This is a genomic window from Geothrix sp. 21YS21S-2 (assembly GCF_030846775.1).
In the GTDB taxonomy this organism is placed as follows: domain Bacteria; phylum Acidobacteriota; class Holophagae; order Holophagales; family Holophagaceae; genus Mesoterricola.
Genome location: NZ_CP132910.1, coordinates 4,831,153 through 4,848,407 on the forward strand (window position 1 = coordinate 4,831,153; position 17,255 = coordinate 4,848,407).

Below are 17,255 nucleotides of genomic sequence, written 5' to 3' on the forward strand. Positions count from 1 at the left end.
TGTTCGCCCCCCTGGTTCCCAACTCTTAAGGAGGACTCGTGAAGATCACAACAGTCCTGGTCGCAGCACTTTCCGCAGGATCCCTCTTCGCCCAGACGCCGGTCCAGGCCCTGGACGCCCGGATCCAGGTCTTCGGGGAACTGATCCGGCCCACCTCCATCACCGTGCAGGCGGGCACCAAGGACCAGGCGGACCGCTCCATCGGGGTGGGGATCCGCTTCATGGGCGAGATCGCCTCCGCCCGCAACTGGTACTACGAAGTGGGCGGGAAGCTGGACTCCTCCTCCCAGATGGCGCTCAACACCGGCGCCGTGGATCTCACCGACATCAAGATCACCCACAGCTACTGGTCCCTGGGCGCGGGCTACCTCATGCCCCTGGGCTCCAGCGTCTCCCTGGGCTTCCACCTGGAGGGCAGGGGCGAAGCCCTTTCCGCCCAGGGCGCCATCTTCCAGAACGGCGTCATCACCGGCCGCGTGGATGCCTCGAACACCTACCTGCGCCCCTGGGTCCGCCTGAGCCTGGATGGCACCTGGCGCATGGGCTCCCTCCGTCCCTACGTGGGCGTCGATGTGGCCGGCACCCCCGTGAAGACCACCCAGACCCAGCTCCAGGCCCTCAGCAGCATGGACAACCGCACCCTGCGCGCCATGGCGCCCCAGGTCGCGGGCTCCTTCTACCTGGGCCTGCACTTCTAGTCCGTCCGTACGCACTGGAAGCGGGCCTCCGGGCCCGCTTTCCTTTTACCTGCCCAGGACCCGCTCCAGCTTCTCCAGGGCCCAGTCCAGCTGCTCGCGGGTGATCACCAGGGGCGGTACGAGGACGATGACCGTATCACACACCGCCTGGCACAGGAGCCCCTCGTGGGCCAGGGCCTCGCAGATCCGGACGGCCTCGGGGCCCCGCAGCTCCAGCCCCACCCAGAGGCCCAGGCCCCGCGCCTCTTGCACGCGGGGGTTCTCCATGGCCCGCAGGCGTGCGAGGAAGTAGGCACCCAGCTCGGCGGACCGGTCCGCAAGGCGCTCCTCGGCCAGCACGTCCAGGGCGGCGGAGGCCACGGCGCAGGCCAAGGGGTTGCCTGCGAAGGTGGACCGGTGGGAACCGGGGGTGAACAGGTCCATGACCTCCCTGGAGGCCAGGAAGGCGCTGGCCGGATAGAAGCCTCCGGTCAGCGCCTTGCCCAGGACGGCCCCGTCGGGGCGGATGCCCTCGTGTTCGAAGGCGAACAGTTTGCCGGTGCGCCCCAGGCCGGACCGCACCTCGTCCAGCAGCAGCAGGAGCCCGTGGCGATCGCAGAGTTCCCGCAGGCCCCGCAGGTAGCCCCGGGGGGGGATCCGGAGCCCGGCCCGGCCCTGGATGGGCTCCACCAGGATGGCGCAGGTGCAGGGCCCCACCGCCGCCCCTGCCGCGTTCAGGTCGCCGTAGGCCACCATGTGGAACCCCGGGCCGAAGGGGCCGAAGTCCCCGGCGGCGTCCGGGTCGCAGGACAGTCCCGCCAGGGTCGTGGTCTGCCCGTGGTCGTTGCCCGTGAACACGAGGATCTCGGCCTTGCCCGGCGGAATGCCCTTGACCCGGTAGGCCCAGCGCCGGGCGGCCTTGATGGCCACCTCCACGGCCTCGGCGCCGGTGTTCATGGGCAGGGCGGCCCCGAACCCCGTCACGGTGCAGAGCTTCTCGAGGAAGGGGGCCAGCCGCGCGTGGCGCACCGCCTGGGTCACCAGGGAGAGCCGGAGGCACTGCTCCACCATGGCGGCGGCGATGCGGGTGTGGTTGTGGCCCTGGCTGACCGCGCCGTCCCCCCCGAGGAAATCCATGAAGCGGTTCCCCTGGAGATCCCACAGGTAGGCGCCGTCGGCGCGCAGGAACACCTGCTCAAGGGAACGGGGTCCGGGGGTCCCGTACCGCTCCTCCTGCTCAAGTAGATGACGGCCCAGCCCTGGATCAACCTTCATGGTCTCGTCTCCGTTCCCAGTTGTGTGCGGCGAGCGTGGCCATCGTTCCTCGAGGGGGAGGAGCGGGAATTTGACATTGAAAGCGGCGCCGATGCTGCGAAAATTTACCAACAACCCCGAACGAGGCCAGCCATGAATGAATCCAATCCGTCCGAAAGCCTCTATGGCAGCGAGGCCGCTCCGCAACCCGTGAAGGCCCCGGGCCTCCTGGAGCAGCTCGTGGGGGTGTTCACCGAGCCCGAGGCCCTGTTCAGGCGGCTGGAGGCCACGCCGGTGTGGGGAGGCGCGCTGGCCCTCCTGACGCTCCTCAACACCGTGGTCGCGGTCCTGTGGGCCCGCCGGGTGGACGTGGACGCCATGCTCCGTCCCATGCTCGAGGCCAATCCCAAGATCCCCGCCGAGTCCATCGACAATATCATCTCCATGCAGGCCAAGATGATCCTTCCCTTCAGCGTGCTGGGCGGGCTGCTGGGCCTTGCGGTCGTCAGCCTCATTCTGGCCCTGGTCTACTGGATCGTGGGTTCCTGGAGCCACGAGGGCCGCAAGCCCAGCTACCGGCAGGCCTTCTCCGCCACGGTCGTCGCCGGCCTGGTCGGCGCCCCCAAGGCCATCCTTCTGGGGATCATCTGCTCCCTGAAGACCATCGGCGGCGCCAAGCCCGACGCCCTCTCCCCCACGTCCCTGGGTTTCTACCTGGCCCCCGACAGCGTCAAGCTCCACGCCCTCTTCAACGCGCTCGACCTCTTCACCTTCGCCTCCATCTTCCTCATCTTCATCGCCACCAGGCACACCATGCGCCTGAAGGCGTCCGGGGCCGCCATCTGCGCCGTCATCGCGGCGCTCCTGATGATCGCCCTGCCTGTCCTGGGAGCGCGCTAGCCATGGCCACCATCTCCATCCACCAGATGCCCATCCTCACCACCTTCGAGCCGCCCCCCGGCACGGAGATCGAGCGGATCATCGGTCCCTGCTGGGGCATCACCGTGCGCTCCCGCAGCATCGTGGGGACGGCCTGCGCGGGATGCCAGCAGGTGTTCGGCGGCGAGATCACCATGCTGACCGAACTGGCCGGGGAATCGCGCAACGAGGCCATGAACCGCCTGGAATTGCACTCGCGCCAGATGGGCGCCAACGCCATCCTCGGGTTCCGCTTCGATTCCGGGGACCTCATGCAGAACACCAACGAGATCGTGGCCTACGGCACCGCCGTGGTCCTGCGTCCCAAGCCGCCCGGCGCGTGATCGACCGGGACCTGGCCCGCCGCATCGACCGGTTCAGCCGGCGCGCCCACCGGTTCCACCGCTTCGCCCACCACCCCCTGTGCGCCGCCTACCGCGGCGAGGTGGTGGCGTTGGGGCGCATGCGGGTCTGCAAGGGCTGCCTTCTGACGGGAATGGGGTTCGTGGCGGGGACCGGTGCGGGCCTGCTCGCACCTTCCGGTTCGCTTTGGGCCCTGATGGCTTCCTGGGGCGTCCTGCTCCTGCTGCTGACGCGCGGGCGGCCCTCCAAGTGGTTGTCGCGCTTCCTGCCGGCGGCCCTGGGGACCTTCCTGGCGGTGCGGGGCCTGCGTTCCGGGCCGGCCGGCTGGGGGGTGGCCCTGGCCGTGCTTGCGGGCTTTTTCGCCTTCTGGCGGCACTACCGGCACCGGGGCCCGGATCGGCAGGCATGCAACGCCTGCCCCGAGTTGGCAGGGCCGACCGTCTGTTCCGGCTTTCGGCCTATCGCCCGCCGGGAGAAGGCCTTCAGACGAATGACTGGCGGCTGGTACTGAACCCGTTTTCTCTCGGCGATCCTCAGCCCCTCGGCTGCCTCGGCGATGCCTTCCTTGTCCGGGATCCCGCGGCGCAACGCTTCAGCGCGCCGTCGAGTCTAGAAACAGAAGGTATCGCCGAGGCGGCCGTGGGGCCGAGGTTCGCCGAGAGAAGAATCAGAGACGGTCGATGCGGATCTCGATCTTGCCGGCCTTGACCGTGGGCTTGGGGGCCTCGGGCACGTGGCGGGAGGGCTCGGGCTTGCGGCGGGGTTCCGGGGCGGAATCCCGGGGTTCGCGCGTCTCCCTGGCTTCCCGGGGCTCCCGGTTTTCCCGTTCGGACCGGTGCTCGGAGCGGTGCTCCTTGTGGCCGTGGTCCCGGCGGGGGCGGTCGGAGGCGGGGCGGTCGGCGGCGGGCGCGGGGGCCGGGGCGGGTTTGCCGGCCCAGGCGATGCCCACCTGCTTGATGCGGTCCTGGAGCCGCTGCGGCTCGATCACCTGGATTCCGTCCCCGAACTGCATGGCCCAGCGGGCGATGGCCCGCAGATCCGTGCCGACGAAGGTGACCTGGGCCTTGCCTTCCTCCAGTTCCTCGATGACGAATTCGGGGAAGGGGGCGGGGGCCTGGCGCACGGCGAAGATCCACTGCTTGAGCAGCACGGCCTTCACGCGGATGGGCTCGCCGCCAAGCCAGCCGCCGATGAGGTTCGCGGCGGTGCCTTCCTTGTAGGGGCCCTGGGCCGCGCGGCCCATGCCCTCGACGGGACCCACCTGGGCGATGAGGTCCAGCCGGTGGTGGCGCTCGGCGTTGTACCGGCGGTCCCAGCCCCAGACGTACCATTCCCTGGCGAAGGTGTCGAAGATCAGCTGGCGGGGTTCGAAGGTGCGGGGCGGATTGGTCTCGGCGTCGACAAAGAGCAGCTCCACGGCGGCCCCGTCCTGGATGGCCTGCAGCACGGCCCGGGCCGGGGCGGTGAGGGGGTCTCCCGCGGGGGCCGCGGGCAGGACGGCGGGCACGGGCGCGGCGACGGCGGGAACGGACGCCTCGAGGGTGGGTTCGGGCACGGCGGCGGGGGCCGTCGGCGCGGCGGCCCTGGGCTTGCGCGCCGCTTTCGGGGCGGGGGCGGCAGGCGGGGCGGCTACGACGGGGGCTGCGGCTTTCCGGGTCCGGGGCTTGGCCGTCTTTGCTTCGGGGGCCGCCTCAGGCGTTCCAGCTTCAGGGGCGGCGGCAACCTTCGTGGATTTTCGTGGGGCCATCAGTGGATTCTCCAGATCCCATCATGGCGGGAAGCCGCGGCTTCGTCCACCTGCCTAACCTCCCCTTTTGCCGACGCCCTCCTTGAGGGTGTTTTGGAAACAGAAGGCTCTCTTTAGATGCGCGCCCGGGGTGGGCCGAGCACCTGCTCGACCTCCTTCTGCACTTCCTCCAGGGAGGAATCGCCGTGGATGGCGATGAACAGGGCGTCTTCGCCCGCCACGGTGCCCGCCACGCCCCTGACGGTGGTGCGGTCCACCCGCAGGGCGAGGGCCTGGCCGAGACCCTGGTGGGTCTGGAGCACGAGGAGATTGGGTGCGGACGGGACGAAGGCGTAGGGCGGGGGGGGCTGGGCGGCGCTGGGGACCCGCTGGTAGCGGCCTCCCCGCTTGCGGATGGAAAGCCGGGCCAGGCGCCGGGACAGGGTCCCCTGGGTGAGGGCGTAGCCGTCCCTGGCCAGCAGGTCCAGAAGGGTCGCCTGATCGGGCACCGCATGTTCGGCCAGAAGCCGGAGGATGACTTGATCAATGATTCGTTTTCCGGATTCGATCACTGCGGGTCCTCAAACGGAAGTGATGGGGCTTGCCCCAACCCAATCCGTCCATTTCAGGGCTGAAATATGAACAGATCTTGGATTCATTATGCACGAAGGGTCCATTCCGAAATGCAGGAATTGAAATCGAACCGAATCAACAGCATTTTCGGGGACATGCCCGATTCCGCCTCATGGGTATGGTTTGGCCAAATATAACTAAAATATTGAATTAATCGAATTCATTAAAATTTACGATGCATTAATTAACATTTATGATCTTGGGTGCATCCGGTCGTACAGCGCCCTGAGCCGGGTCTGGTGCACGTGGGTGTAGATCTGGGTGGTGGAGATGTCCGCATGGCCGAGCATCGACTGCACGGCCCTCAGATCGGCGCCATGGTCCAGGAGGTGGGTGGCGAAGGCGTGGCGCAGCACATGGGGGCTCACGGCCTCCTGGCGGATGCCCGCCCGGACCGCGTAGGCCTTCAGGAGGCGCCAGAACTGCTGCCGGGTGAGGGGTTCCCCCCGCCTTCCCACGAACAGGGTGTCGTCCTGGGGCCTGAAGGAGGGGCGCAGGGCCAGCCACCGGCGCACCCAGTGCTCGGCGCTCTCGCCGAAGGGGATCAGGCGCTCCTTCCGGCCCTTGCCCATCACCTTGAGGAAGCCCTCGTCCAGGAACACCGTGAGGCCGGAAAGGCCCGCCAGCTCGGAGACCCGGAGGCCCGAGGCGTAGAGCAGCTCGATCCACGCCCGGTCCCGCACGCCCAGAGGCGCGTTCAGGTCGGGCGCGCCCAGGAGGGCCTCCACCTGGGTTTCGGAAAGGGTCCTGGGAAGGATGCGGGGAGGGCGCGGCGGGCGCACCACGGACTCGGGGCCCGCGGCGCCTTCGCCCTCCATGCGCATGAAACCCAGGAACTGGCGGAGCGCCGAGGAGAGGCGCGCGATGCTCCGTGCCGCCTTGCCTGTGGACTGCTGTGACACCAGGAACGCCGTGACCCGGTCCCGGTCCAGGTCCGAGGGCGGCAGGCCGGCCCCGGCGGCCCACAGGGCCAGGTGCTGGAGGTCGGAGAGGTAGCCCGAAACCGTGTGGCGGGAGAGCCCGCGCTCGACGGCGAGGAAGACCTCGAACTCGCGCAGGGAGGTGCTCCACCCTAGGGGCCAGCCCCTTTCGGGGACGGGATTCTGGACGGGTCGCGGCATGCCATCCAGTCTAGCCGCTTGGCATTCCGGAAAAGCCATGCTAGCCTCGTCAGGTTCTAAGGAGAGACCATGGCTGAAATCCGCAAAAAGGTCATTGCGATCATCGCCGAGCAGCTTGCCAAGCCCGAGGATTCCATTTCCGAGAACAGTCACTTCGTTGACGATCTCGGCGCCGACAGCTTGGATACGGTTGAGATCATCATGGCCATCGAAGAAGCCTTCGGGATCGAGATCCCCGAAAGCGAGCAGGAGAAGATCCGTACGGTTGGCGATGCCATCTCGTACATCGAGAAGAATGCCAAGGCCTGAACATTCCTTGGGAACCATCCCGGCGCCGCAGAACGAAAAGTCCTGCGGCGCTCGCCGTTAGAAAATTTCAGGCAGACGTCCGAGCCCTCCCGTTTCCAGTGAAACGGAGAGGTTGCCGGACCCATGCCTGTGGCATCCTTGTCATCTGAGGTGAGGCCATGACCACCATTCAGCGCAGGCGCGTCGTCATCACGGGCATGGGGACCGTCAACCCCTGCGGCAACACCGTCGCCGAAACCTGGGAGAACCTCCTGGCCGGCCGGAGCGGCATCGGGACGATCACGAAGTTCGACGTCACCGACTACGCGTGCAAGATCGCGGGCGAGGTGAAGAACTTCAACGCCGACCTGTACATCGACCGCAAGGAACAGAAGAAGATGGATCTGTTCATCCAGTACGCCATGGCCGCCTCCCAGGAGGCCATGAACGACTCGGGACTGGGCGAGCTGAGCAAGGCCGAGCGGGAGCTGTTCGGCATCTCCATCGGCTCGGGCATCGGAGGCCTCTCCACCATCTGGGAGGAGGCCAACGGCTACCGGGGTCCCCGGCGCACGAGCCCCTTCTTCATCCCCAGCCTCATCATCAACCTGGCCTCCGGCTTCGTGAGCATCAAGTACGGCCTCCAGGGCCCGAACGCGGCCATGGCCACCGCCTGCGCCACGGGCACCCACGCCATCGGCGACGCGGCCCGCCAGATCATGTTCGGCTATGCCGACCGCATGATCGCCGGCGGCAGCGACTCGGTCATCAACCCGCTGGGCGTGGGCGGCTTCGGCGCCATGCGCGCCCTCTCCACCCGCAACGAGGCCCCCACCGAGGCCAGCCGTCCCTTCGACAAGGGCCGGGACGGCTTCGTCATGGCCGAGGGCGCGGGCGTGGTGGTGCTCGAGGAGTACGAGCTGGCCAAGGCCCGGGGCGCGAAGATCTACGCCGAGGTCTGCGGGTACGGCATGAGCGGGGACGCCCACCACATCACCAGCCCCAGCGAGGACGGCGACGGGCCCCGGCGCGTCATGGCCGCGGCCATCAAGGACGCCGGCATCGCCCCGGAGCAGGTGGGGTACGCGAATGCCCACGGCACCTCGACCCCCGCCGGCGACCGCATCGAGTGCTCCGCCCTCAAGGGCGTCTTCGGAGCCCACGTCGCCAGGCTCAAGGTGAGCTCCACCAAGTCCATGACCGGCCATCTCCTGGGCGCGGCGGGCGGGTTGGAGACCATCGTGGCGGCCCTCGTGGCCGGCACCGGGAAGATCCCGCCCACCATCAACGTGGTGGACCAGGACCCCGACTGCGACCTGGACGTGACGGCCAACGTCGCCGGCACCTTCGACGGCGAATACGTCCTGAACAACAACTTCGGGTTCGGCGGCACCAACGGCTGCCTCGTCCTGCGGAAAATTTAGCTTGCCAATGCCGGCGATTTGAAGGAATTTGATCCCATCAAGGTGAAACCACACGTTGAGGGGGGCCCATGTTCCACCTGTCCACCGGTAGGATCCTTGCGGCTGCTGCCATCCTCTGCGCCCCCCTCCGGGCGGGCGACTTCGACCACCTCTTCGACGTGGTCAAGGAGATCTGGCCCGAGCGCCTGGTGGCCATGGCCATCTGCGACAAGGACGCCAGCCAGTTCGAGCTCATCGACCTGGCCGACACCGCCAAGGCCCGCAACATCTCCCTGCTGATCGTCGACCTGCGGGAGGAGAAGGACTACAACAAGACCCTGGCCAGCGCCATGAGCCGGAACCCCGGGTTCATCTTCATCGTCGAGGGCGACCCCCTGCTGGGCGCCAAGGGCCGCCTCACCGCCCGGATGATCTACCGCGCCTCGGGCCGGGACGTCCCCACGGTGGGCCTGTCCCAGGGCCTGCTGCAGCTGGGCGCGGTGCTCACCGCGGGGCCGGGCGCCAAGGATCCCGTATACGTCAGCAAGGAGACTGCTGAGCGCATGAAGCTCCCCCTCCCGGCCGGCGCCATCGATCCCACCGTGAAGAAAAAGGGCAAGTAGCGTTCGCCAATTGTTCGCCCCGTGTAGAATGGGGCATGGCCGCCGCGAAACCCTTCAAGCTCCATGCGCCCTATGAGCCCGCCGGCGACCAGCCGGAGGCCATCGAGCAGCTCGTGCGCGGCATCGAGGCCGGGGACCGCTGGTCCACCCTCCTGGGCGTCACGGGCAGCGGCAAGACCTACACCATGGCCTCCACCATCGCCCGGCTGCAGCGGCCGGCGCTGATCTTCGCGCCCAACAAGACCCTGGCGGCCCAGCTGTTCTCGGAGTTCAAGCAGTTCTTCCCCGAGAACGCGGTGGAGTACTTCGTCAGCTACTACGACTACTACCAGCCCGAGGCCTACGTCCCCGAGCGGGACCTGTTCATCGACAAGGACGCCAAGATCAACGAGGAGCTGGAGAAGCTGCGGCTCTCGGCCACCCGCAACCTGCTGGAGCGGCGGGACACCATCGTGGTGGCCTCGGTGTCCTGCATCTACGGCCTGGGCGACCCGAGCAGCTACATGAACCTCTCGGTGACGCTGCGCCGGGGCGGCACCCGCGACCGGGCCATGCTCCTGCGCGACCTGGTGGCCATCCAGTACGCCAGGAACCAGATGGCCTTCGAGCCGGGCGTGTTCCGGGTGCGGGGGGACGTGGTGGAGGTGTACCCCGCGTACGAGGACACCGCCTACCGCATCGAGCTCTTCGGCGACGAGATCGAGCGGCTCAGCCGCATCGACCCCCTGCGGGGCGTGGTGCTCGAGACCCTGGACGAGCTGACCATCTGGCCCAAGAGCCACTACGTCACGCCCGAGGACAAGCTGCTCCAGGCCATCCGCGAGATCAAGGCGGAACTGGAGGAGCGGGAGGCGTTCTTCCGGTCCGAGGGCCGCATCGTGGAGCTCCAGCGCCTGCACCAGCGCACCATCTACGACATCGAGATGATGAAGGAGATGGGCTACTGCTCGGGCATCGAGAACTATTCCCGGTTCCTGGACGGGCGCAGCCCCGGCGAGCCGCCCCACACGCTCCTGGACTACTTCCCCGAGGACTTCGTCCTGTTCATGGACGAGAGCCACGTCGCCACCGGCCAGCTCCACGGCATGTTCCTGGGGGACCAGTCCCGCAAGCGCACCCTGGTGGACTACGGCTTCCGGCTCCCCGCGGCCCTGGACAACCGGCCCCTGCGCTTCGAGGAGTTCGAGGCCCGCGTCAGGCAGCTGGTCTTCGTGAGCGCCACCCCCGGCGACTACGAGCTCGCGCAGTCGGGCGGCGTGGTGGTGGAGCAGGTGGTGCGTCCCACGGGCCTGGTGGATCCCCTGGTGGAGGTGCGCCCCGTGGGCACCCAGGTGGACGACCTCCTGGAGGAGATCCGCAAGGTGGTGGCCAGGGACGAGCGGGTGCTGGTCACCGTGCTCACCAAGAAGCTGGCGGAGCAGCTCACGTCCTACTACCAGGAGCTGGGCATCAAGGCCGAGTACCTCCACAGCGAGATCGACACCCTGGAGCGGGTGGAGCTCCTGAAGAACCTCCGCCGGGGCGTGTTCGACGTGCTCATCGGCATCAACCTCCTGCGGGAGGGCCTGGATCTCCCCGAGGTGAGCCTCGTGGCGATCCTGGACGCGGACAAGGAGGGCTACCTGCGCAGCGCGCGGAGCCTCATCCAGACCATCGGCCGCGCCGCCCGCAACGTCAGCGGGAAGGCCATCCTCTACGGCGACCGCATGACCGATTCCATGGAGAGGGCCATCGGCGAGACCGGGCGCCGCCGCCAGAAGCAGCTGGACCACAACGCCCTGCACGGAATCACCCCCGAGACCACCAAGCGGCTCCTGGACGACGTCATGGGCGAGGCCCTGGCCCGGGAGTTCATCAACGTCCCCAAGGAGGACCGGGCCGCGGAGGAGCCGCTGCTCTACCTCACCGACAAGGAGTTCGAGCGGGAGGTGGCCAAGCTGGAGACGAAGATGAAGGCCTTCGCCGGCAAGATGGAGTTCGAGGAGGCGGCCAAGCTGCGGGACCGGATCCTGAAGGCGAGGCGGGAGCGGCTGGTCAGTTAGAGGGTGTCTGCATCTTCCGGACGCTCTCAAGGCGGCCGAGGAAAACGGGCAGGTTCGGATCGGCGTATTTCTCCCCCAGGCGGCATGCCGATTGGCTGTTCTCCAGGGCCAAGGCGGGTTCCCCCGCGGCCTGGTAAGCCTCGGCGAGGGAATCGTAGGCGTTCGGGGATTCAGGATACAGCCGGATGATGTACTGAAAGAGGGAGATGGCTTCGTCCGTTTTCTTCCGCTGGAGGGCAGCGTAGGCTCTGCGGTTGAGCCTCCCTTCACTTGGCCGGCAAGGGAAACCGAAGGCTTCGGTCAGACGGCCGAATTGCCTCTCCATTTCGGCCACCCCGGGAATGCGATCCTCCGACAGGGCCCAGCCGTCGAACAGGTTCTCGAGCCCGTCGTAGATGGCCCGGGAGGGCGTCGACTGGTGGTTGTCGCGGGACATGTAGTCGAATTTCCATCGAAGAAGGGCGGGGGCCTTCAAGCCCAGGATGGTGGTGAAGGCCTGGACGGACTTGGGGATTCCGTTGTTCTCCCGGCCATGGGTCAGGTAGAGGAACTTCCGGAATCCGGCACCTGGCGCGAAACCGCGCTCGGCCTTGGCGCCTTCCGCTTCGCTGTCCCACCACAGGCTCGGGCTGATGGCCAGGTAGGCGCCGAAGGCTTCCGGCTCCTCCATCAGGGTGTGGACCGCGAACAAGCCCCCGAATGACCATCCGATCAGGATGGAATAGGGCTCCGTCCTGTAGGTGCTCTCCAGGTACGGTCGGAGTTCCTTGACCAGGAATTCCCGGAACCGGTCCGCGCCACCGCTGGTGGGGAATTTCTCCTTCTCCTTGCTGGAGGGGGGCGTGAGGTCGCGGGTGCGGTCGGTGTTCTCGATGGCCACGACGATCATTGCGGGGGCCATGCCCTGGCTTGCCAGGAACCTGGCGTCCGCCACCGTTTGCAGGAAAAGGGCGCTGCCATCCAGGAGGTAGATCACGGGGCAGCGGATCCGCCGGTCGGCGTAGTCCGGGGGCAGGGAGATCAGGAGGGTCCGGTCTTCCTTCAGGATGGCGGAATGGATCCTGGCCCGGGTCCCGATCGTGATGCTGTCCTCCTGCGCACGCAGAGGGCCGGTGCCCGCCAGGAGGAGAACGGCGATCGCGACGTGAAGCAGGCGCTGGAAACGCATGGTGGCAGCTCCCTTCCTCGTGGATCAGGACGCAGGGCATGGGTGGGTGAGGCTGGATGCGGAACGGGATTTGGGGATCACCGTAAAGGTAGCGCTCCCGGCCGGTCCTAACCGGGATCAGGGGCCATCCGCCCCGTCGTGGGGTGGAGGCGCATTTTCCCGTGGCCGGCCGGCCGTCCACCTGAGACGAAGCACCGGGGTCCAGGGCGTGAATCCAGTTCAAGTCCCAAGGGAGCCACCCCGGTCAGGGCGGTCATCCAGTTCCATCCCCGTGCATCCCCGGCCAAGTCAACGTTTGGTTGCCGCCGAAACAAGGGGGCAGGGCCATGGCCACTCGCCCGGACCCACCCCGGCAGGAATCAGCCGGGGAGACACGGGGATACACGGGGAGTGCGCCAGGCCAAGCCTGGGCGAGGAGGATGGATGACCTAAGACAGACTGAAACCTCGCAATGGAGCCCAGCGGGGAGGCAGCAAGCCCCGCCCGGCAAAGCTGGCCAGCAGCCGGAACCGAGTCTTGCGTGGGGAAGGGCGACCGACCTCGTGAAGCGTAGACAGGGAGTGCATGGGCCGTGTGATGGAGCCCCGAAAGCATCCAACCGTGGGAGTCGACGCCGTTCTCCGATCGGAAGACAGCACCCGAAGGTCGCAAGGGCCTGACCGTAGGGTCCCACCGGGGTCATAGAGCAGGGCACGTGCACAGGGGTTCCCCAGGAACCTGGGAGATCCAGCCATCTCCGCCAACAACCCAGTGGTGAGGGAAGCCACGTAAAACGAACCCAGGCTCGCCGGGGGGTGCCGCCCCCGGCGGGAGCGAACAGCCGGCACAGGGCGGTACCGCAAACTGAAGGAAACGAAGGAGCGCGGGAGGGGTGGCCGGAAGTCGGAGCAGCTCATAGTAGCGATGATCGCGGGGAACCGGGCCGCCGGGACCCGCTGGAGCCAAGGAGCTGCCGGATCACGGAACCGTTGAAGGGAAAGATAATGGGTGCAATGACATCCAACAGCGTCTCCACGAAACAACAACGGATCGCAGAACTGGCCAGGATCCACCCGGAGGTGGCTTTCACCTCCTTGGCCTACCACATGGACCTGGACTGGATGAAGGAAGCCTTCGGGCGCACCCGCAAGGATGGGGCGACCGGGGTGGACGGCGTGACGGGCAAGGAATACGGGGAAAACCTGGAGTCCAACCTCCAGAGCCTCCTGAACCGGGCTAAGAACGGCGACACCTACAAGGCCCCTCCAGTCCGGAGAACCTACATCCCGAAAGGGGATGGCAGCCAACGCCCCCTGGGCATTCCCGCCTTCGAAGACAAGGTCCTGCAAAGGGCCGTGGTGATGGTGATGGAACCGCTCTATGAGCAGGACTTCCTGGACTGCTCCTACGGGTTCAGGCCCGGGCGCTCCGCGCACATGGCGCTGGAGGCGATTTGGCAGGGGTTGATGGACATGGGGGGAGGCTGGGTGCTTGACGTGGATATCCGTAAGTATTTCGATACTTTGGACCACGGGAAGCTGCGGGAAATCCTTGACCTGCGGATGAAGGACGGCGTTCTGAGGCGCCTGATCGGCAAATGGCTCAACGCGGGCGTGCTGGAGAAAGGATGCATCACGCACCCGGAAACCGGCTCGCCCCAGGGCGGGGTGGTCAGTCCGATGCTCGCCAACATCTACCTCCACGAGGTGCTGGACGTGTGGTTTGAAAGGGAGGTCAAGCCCCGACTCCGGGGTCGGGCCTTCCTGGTGCGCTACGCGGACGACTTCGTGATGGGCTTTGCCCAGGAGGAGGATGCCAAGCGGGTTATGGAAGTCCTGCCCAAGCGGTTCGAGCGGTATGGCCTGACGATCCACCCGGATAAGACCCGGCTGGTGGAGTTCTGGAAGCCGAGGGAGCCCAGGGACCCCAATGGGGGACCAGGCCACTTCGACTTCCTGGGATTCACCCACTACTGGGCCACGGCCAAGAACGGCCGGTGGGTGGTGAAGCGGAAGACCGCGAAGAGCCGGATGAGTCGGGCGCTCACGAAGATCGGGGAGTGGATGGCCAAACACCGCCACCTCCCGGTGCGCGAGCAATGGCGGACGATCAACCAGAAACTGGTCGGTCACTTCAGGTATTACGGGATCACGGGGAACTCCAGGGCCCTGGCGCACTTCCGCTATGAAGTTGGGCGAAGGTGGCGTGGATGGCTCAACCGGAGGTCCCAGCGGGCCCGCATGACCTGGGATCGCATGAACAAGCTTCTGGCTCGGTTCCCACTGGCCCCAGCCATCAGTTACGCATCGAAACTACGTCCTCAGCGACCGTGACGAGGAGCCGGATGCGGTAGTCCCGCACGTCCGGATCTGAGGGGGGCCGGGGGCGCAAGCTCCCCGGCCTACCCGACTGGAAGGGGATGGGATCGGTCAAGCCGACCCCGGCCTTTGCGGCCTTTTCCTCGGATTGAAGACCAACCTCAGTCCATGCGGTAGTTCGGCGCTTCCTTCGTGATCATGACGTCGTGCGCGTGGCTCTCCCTGAGCCCCGCGCTGCTGATCTGCACGAAGGTGGCCTTGTCGTGGAACTCCGGGATGGTCCCGGCCCCCACCAGCCCCATGCCCGCCCGCAGCCCGCCGATGAGCTGGCCCACCAGGTCGTTCATGCGGCCCTTGTAGGGCACCTGGCCCTCGATGCCCTCCGGCACCAGCTTGGCGTCGTCCTTGCCGTCCTGGAAGTAGCGGTCCTTGGAACCGGCCTTCATGGCGCCCATGCTGCCCATGCCGCGGTAGGACTTGTAGGTGCGGCCGCTGTAGAAGATCGTTTCGCCGGGAGCCTCGTCGGTGCCCGCGAAGAGGCTGCCGATCATGACGCTGTCGGCGCCGGCGGCCAGGGCCTTGGCCACGTCGCCGGAGAACTTGATGCCGCCGTCGGCGATGCAGGGCACGCCGAACTCGCGGCAGGCCCGGGAGGCCTCCAGGATGGCGGTGATCTGGGGCATGCCCGCCCCGGTGACGATGCGGGTGGTGCAGATGGAGCCGGGGCCGATGCCGACCTTGACGGCGGACGCGCCGGCTTCGCACAGGTCCCGGGCGCCCTGGTAGGTGGCCACGTTGCCGGCGATGACCGGGGTGTCGGGCAGGGCCTGGCGCAGCATGCGCAGGGCGGCGAGGACGCCTTCGCTGTGGCCGTGGCTGCTGTCCAGGCACAGGACGTCCACCCGGGCCGCCACCAGGGCCTTGGCCCGGTTCAGCAGGTCGGGCCCCACGCCCACCGCCGCGCCCACGCGCAGCCGGCCCTGGGGGTCCTTGCAGGAGTTGGGGTACTCGGTGGACTTCTGGATGTCCTTGACGGTGATGAGCCCGCGCAGGGCTCCCTGATCGTCCACCACCAGGAGCTTTTCGATGCGGTGCTTCTGGAGGATGGCCCGGGCCTCCATGAGCGTGGTGCCCACGGGCACGGTCACCAGGCGGTCCTTGGTCATGACCTCGCGCACCGGGAGCTCCCAGCGGGTCTCGAAGCGCAGGTCCCGGTTGGTGAGGATGCCCACCAGCTTGCCGTTCTCCACCACGGGCACGCCTGAGATGCGGTACTTGGCCATCATGGCCTCGGCCTCCCGGATGGGGGCGTCGGGGCGGATCACGATGGGGTCGGTGATCATGCCGCTCTCACTGCGCTTGACCTTGTCGACCTCCTCCGCCTGGCGTTCGATGGAGAGGTTCTTGTGGATGATCCCGATGCCGCCCTGCTGGGCCAGCGAGATGGCCAGCCGCCCCTCGGTGACGGTGTCCATGGCGGCGGACAGGAGGGGGATCCCCAGCTTCACGCCGGCGACCAGGGTGGAGCTGAGGTCCACCTGGTTGGGGTGGACGGTGGAGTGTCCGGGAACCAGGAGCACATCGTCGAACGTCAGCGCCTGGACAAGGGGCAAGGTGAGCATGGGGGCCTCTCTTCTGGAGTTCGCGGCAGCGGAACCTTGCAAGAAAGGATCGCATGGAATGGCCGTGACCGTGGTCTCAGAAAAAAACGGGAGACCCCCTGAAAAAAAATCGCTTTCATTCATCTCGGCGAACCTCGGCCCCTCGGCTGCCTCGGCGATGCATTCTGTTTCAAGACCTTGCGGCGCATTTAAGCGATGCGCCGCAAGGTCTTAAGAAAGAAATGCATCGCCGAGGCAGCCGAGGGGCCGAGGTTCGCCGAGTAGAGAAGTCCCTTAGAACTTCTCGCCCACGGGTTCGAACCAGCCCTGGGGTTTCATGCAGACGGGGCAGGCCTTGGGAGCGGCCAGGCCCTCGTGGATGTGCCCGCATTCCATGCAGCGCCAGTAGATCTTCTCGCCGCGCTGGAAGACGGTGCCGTTGACCACGTGGTCGAGAAGGCGCTGGAACCGGTCCTCGTGCTCCTTCTCCACCTTGGAGATCCATTCGAAGGTGCGGGCCACGTCGTTGAAGCCCTCCTCCTTGGCGATGCGGGCGAACTCGGGGTAGAGGGCGGACCATTCCTCGTTCTCGCCGCTGACGGCGGCCCGGAGCTGGGCAGCGGTGTCGCCGGCGACGGCGGGATAGGACGCGGTGATCTCGAGGGCCGAGGGGGCGAGCTTGGCCAGATGGGCGTAGAACAGGCGGGCGTGCTCCTGTTCGTTGCGGGCGGTCTCCTCGAAGACGGCGGCCACGTGCTCCAGGCCCTCGGTGCGGGCGATGCGGGCGGCGAAGGTATAGCGGTTGCGGGCCTGGCTCTCCCCGGCGAAGGCCTTGAGGAGGTTTTTGGCGGTCCTGCTGTCCTTGAATTCCATGGTGACCCTCGGTCAGTTGCGGCCCAAAAGGAATGAAAGACCCATTGCTTTCCGTCCCGAGGCCAGTGGGTTGATAGGCGGTGCCTCGAGTCTAGCCTCTTGGCGAACGGCCAGGGGGTGTAACCTGCGACACACCCGCCCCAAAAAAGACCCACCGCTCTTGATTATGGCCAATTTGAAGAATAAACTCACCTTTGTGCGAAGCGGTATGTCCTGGCCCACAAGGCCCTGCTTCTCCAAGAGTCCCATATCCACGTCGGACAAGTCT

Annotated in this window: 16 protein-coding genes; 9 read left to right on the forward strand and 7 right to left on the reverse strand. The window is 67.0% G+C overall.

The genetic code is table 11. The features are described from left to right. Positions 1–38: 38 nt before the first annotated feature. Positions 39–698 (forward strand): hypothetical protein, encoded by a 660-nt coding sequence (locus RAH40_RS21230; protein ID WP_306599635.1) that lies wholly within the window; start codon positions 39–41, stop codon positions 696–698. A gap of 45 nt (positions 699–743) precedes the next feature. On the opposite strand, the gene rocD is transcribed toward RAH40_RS21230, so the two are convergent. Continuing rightward, the gene (rocD, locus tag RAH40_RS21235; RefSeq protein WP_306599636.1) at positions 744–1,952 is read right to left on the reverse strand and encodes an ornithine--oxo-acid transaminase; all 1,209 of its coding nucleotides are present in this window, start codon (positions 1,950–1,952) and stop codon (positions 744–746) included. Positions 1,953–2,084: 132 nt separating this feature from the next. Here rocD and RAH40_RS21240 point away from each other — a divergent pair, with 132 nt between their 5' ends. Genes RAH40_RS21240 through RAH40_RS21250 form a run of 3 tightly spaced genes read left to right on the forward strand, consistent with a single transcriptional unit; the run spans position 2,085 to position 3,723 of the window. Next, complete coding sequence (locus tag RAH40_RS21240; protein WP_306599637.1) at positions 2,085–2,831, forward strand: YIP1 family protein; 747 nt, start codon at positions 2,085–2,087, stop codon at positions 2,829–2,831. A gap of 2 nt (positions 2,832–2,833) precedes the next feature. After that, positions 2,834–3,193 carry a YbjQ family protein gene (locus tag RAH40_RS21245; RefSeq protein ID WP_306599638.1) on the forward strand — a complete coding sequence of 120 codons (360 nt, stop codon included), beginning with the start codon at positions 2,834–2,836 and terminating at the stop codon, positions 3,191–3,193. Continuing rightward, positions 3,190–3,723, forward strand: coding sequence for a hypothetical protein (locus RAH40_RS21250; protein WP_306599639.1), 534 nt, complete (start codon positions 3,190–3,192; stop codon positions 3,721–3,723). Before RAH40_RS21245 ends, RAH40_RS21250 begins: the two co-directional genes overlap by 4 nt. Before the next feature lie 156 nt (positions 3,724–3,879). On the opposite strand, the gene RAH40_RS21255 is transcribed toward RAH40_RS21250, so the two are convergent. The 3 genes from RAH40_RS21255 to RAH40_RS21265 form a co-directional block, all read right to left on the reverse strand. Next, positions 3,880–4,959, reverse strand: coding sequence for a YafY family protein (locus RAH40_RS21255; RefSeq protein ID WP_306599640.1), 1,080 nt, complete (start codon positions 4,957–4,959; stop codon positions 3,880–3,882). A gap of 113 nt (positions 4,960–5,072) precedes the next feature. After that, on the reverse strand, positions 5,073–5,510 hold the full coding sequence (locus tag RAH40_RS21260; protein ID WP_306599641.1) for a hypothetical protein: 438 nt from the start codon (positions 5,508–5,510) through the stop codon (positions 5,073–5,075). A gap of 252 nt (positions 5,511–5,762) precedes the next feature. After that, entirely contained in the window at positions 5,763–6,692 is a 930-nt protein-coding gene (locus RAH40_RS21265) for a site-specific tyrosine recombinase (RefSeq protein ID WP_306599642.1), read from the reverse strand. Positions 6,693–6,761: 69 nt separating this feature from the next. Here RAH40_RS21265 and acpP point away from each other — a divergent pair, with 69 nt between their 5' ends. The 4 genes from acpP to uvrB all read left to right on the forward strand — a co-directional run bounded on the left by acpP (position 6,762) and on the right by uvrB (position 11,048). Then, a complete protein-coding gene (gene acpP, locus RAH40_RS21270; RefSeq protein ID WP_243334161.1) occupies positions 6,762–7,001 on the forward strand; it encodes an acyl carrier protein in 240 nt (79 codons plus the stop codon). A gap of 167 nt (positions 7,002–7,168) precedes the next feature. Further along, the gene (gene fabF / locus RAH40_RS21275; RefSeq protein WP_373432588.1) at positions 7,169–8,404 is read left to right on the forward strand and encodes a beta-ketoacyl-ACP synthase II; all 1,236 of its coding nucleotides are present in this window, start codon (positions 7,169–7,171) and stop codon (positions 8,402–8,404) included. A 68-nt stretch (positions 8,405–8,472) separates the two neighbouring features. Continuing rightward, positions 8,473–9,006 (forward strand): hypothetical protein, encoded by a 534-nt coding sequence (locus RAH40_RS21280; RefSeq protein WP_306599644.1) that lies wholly within the window; start codon positions 8,473–8,475, stop codon positions 9,004–9,006. 35 nt (positions 9,007–9,041) lie between these two features. Further along, positions 9,042–11,048, forward strand: a complete 2,007-nt coding sequence (gene uvrB, locus RAH40_RS21285) for an excinuclease ABC subunit UvrB (RefSeq protein WP_306599645.1) — start codon at positions 9,042–9,044, stop codon at positions 11,046–11,048. Here uvrB and RAH40_RS21290 read toward each other — a convergent pair. After that, positions 11,041–12,216: an alpha/beta hydrolase-fold protein gene (locus RAH40_RS21290; protein WP_306599646.1), complete on the reverse strand. Its 1,176-nt coding sequence runs from the start codon at positions 12,214–12,216 to the stop codon at positions 11,041–11,043. The genes uvrB and RAH40_RS21290 overlap by 8 nt on opposite strands. Before the next feature lie 992 nt (positions 12,217–13,208). On the opposite strand from RAH40_RS21290, the gene ltrA reads away from it, so the two are divergent. Further along, positions 13,209–14,528 carry a group II intron reverse transcriptase/maturase gene (gene ltrA / locus RAH40_RS21295; RefSeq protein ID WP_306597942.1) on the forward strand — a complete coding sequence of 440 codons (1,320 nt, stop codon included), beginning with the start codon at positions 13,209–13,211 and terminating at the stop codon, positions 14,526–14,528. 146 nt (positions 14,529–14,674) lie between these two features. Here ltrA and guaB read toward each other — a convergent pair whose 3' ends face one another. After that, the gene (gene guaB, locus RAH40_RS21300) at positions 14,675–16,135 is read right to left on the reverse strand and encodes an IMP dehydrogenase (protein ID WP_306599647.1); all 1,461 of its coding nucleotides are present in this window, start codon (positions 16,133–16,135) and stop codon (positions 14,675–14,677) included. 273 nt (positions 16,136–16,408) lie between these two features. Beyond that, the gene (gene rbr, locus RAH40_RS21305) at positions 16,409–16,987 is read right to left on the reverse strand and encodes a rubrerythrin (protein ID WP_306599648.1); all 579 of its coding nucleotides are present in this window, start codon (positions 16,985–16,987) and stop codon (positions 16,409–16,411) included. Between the last annotated feature and the right edge of the window lie 268 nt (positions 16,988–17,255).

Bases quoted from the DNA above. Each gene is read 5' to 3' on its own strand.
- acpP (WP_243334161.1), top strand. From the start codon at position 6,762: ATGGCTGAAATCCGCAAAAAGGTCATTGCGATCATCGCCGAGCAGCTT.
- RAH40_RS21265 (WP_306599642.1), bottom strand. From the start codon at position 6,692: ATGCCGCGACCCGTCCAGAATCCCGTCCCCGAAAGGGGCTGGCCCCTA.
- rocD (WP_306599636.1), bottom strand. From the start codon at position 1,952: ATGAAGGTTGATCCAGGGCTGGGCCGTCATCTACTTGAGCAGGAGGAG.
- RAH40_RS21245 (WP_306599638.1), top strand. From the start codon at position 2,834: ATGGCCACCATCTCCATCCACCAGATGCCCATCCTCACCACCTTCGAG.
- RAH40_RS21280 (WP_306599644.1), top strand. From the start codon at position 8,473: ATGTTCCACCTGTCCACCGGTAGGATCCTTGCGGCTGCTGCCATCCTC.
- RAH40_RS21240 (WP_306599637.1), top strand. From the start codon at position 2,085: ATGAATGAATCCAATCCGTCCGAAAGCCTCTATGGCAGCGAGGCCGCT.
- RAH40_RS21290 (WP_306599646.1), bottom strand. From the start codon at position 12,216: ATGCGTTTCCAGCGCCTGCTTCACGTCGCGATCGCCGTTCTCCTCCTG.
- guaB (WP_306599647.1), bottom strand. From the start codon at position 16,135: ATGCTCACCTTGCCCCTTGTCCAGGCGCTGACGTTCGACGATGTGCTC.
- ltrA (WP_306597942.1), top strand. From the start codon at position 13,209: ATGACATCCAACAGCGTCTCCACGAAACAACAACGGATCGCAGAACTG.
- rbr (WP_306599648.1), bottom strand. From the start codon at position 16,987: ATGGAATTCAAGGACAGCAGGACCGCCAAAAACCTCCTCAAGGCCTTC.
- uvrB (WP_306599645.1), top strand. From the start codon at position 9,042: ATGGCCGCCGCGAAACCCTTCAAGCTCCATGCGCCCTATGAGCCCGCC.
- RAH40_RS21255 (WP_306599640.1), bottom strand. From the start codon at position 4,959: ATGGCCCCACGAAAATCCACGAAGGTTGCCGCCGCCCCTGAAGCTGGA.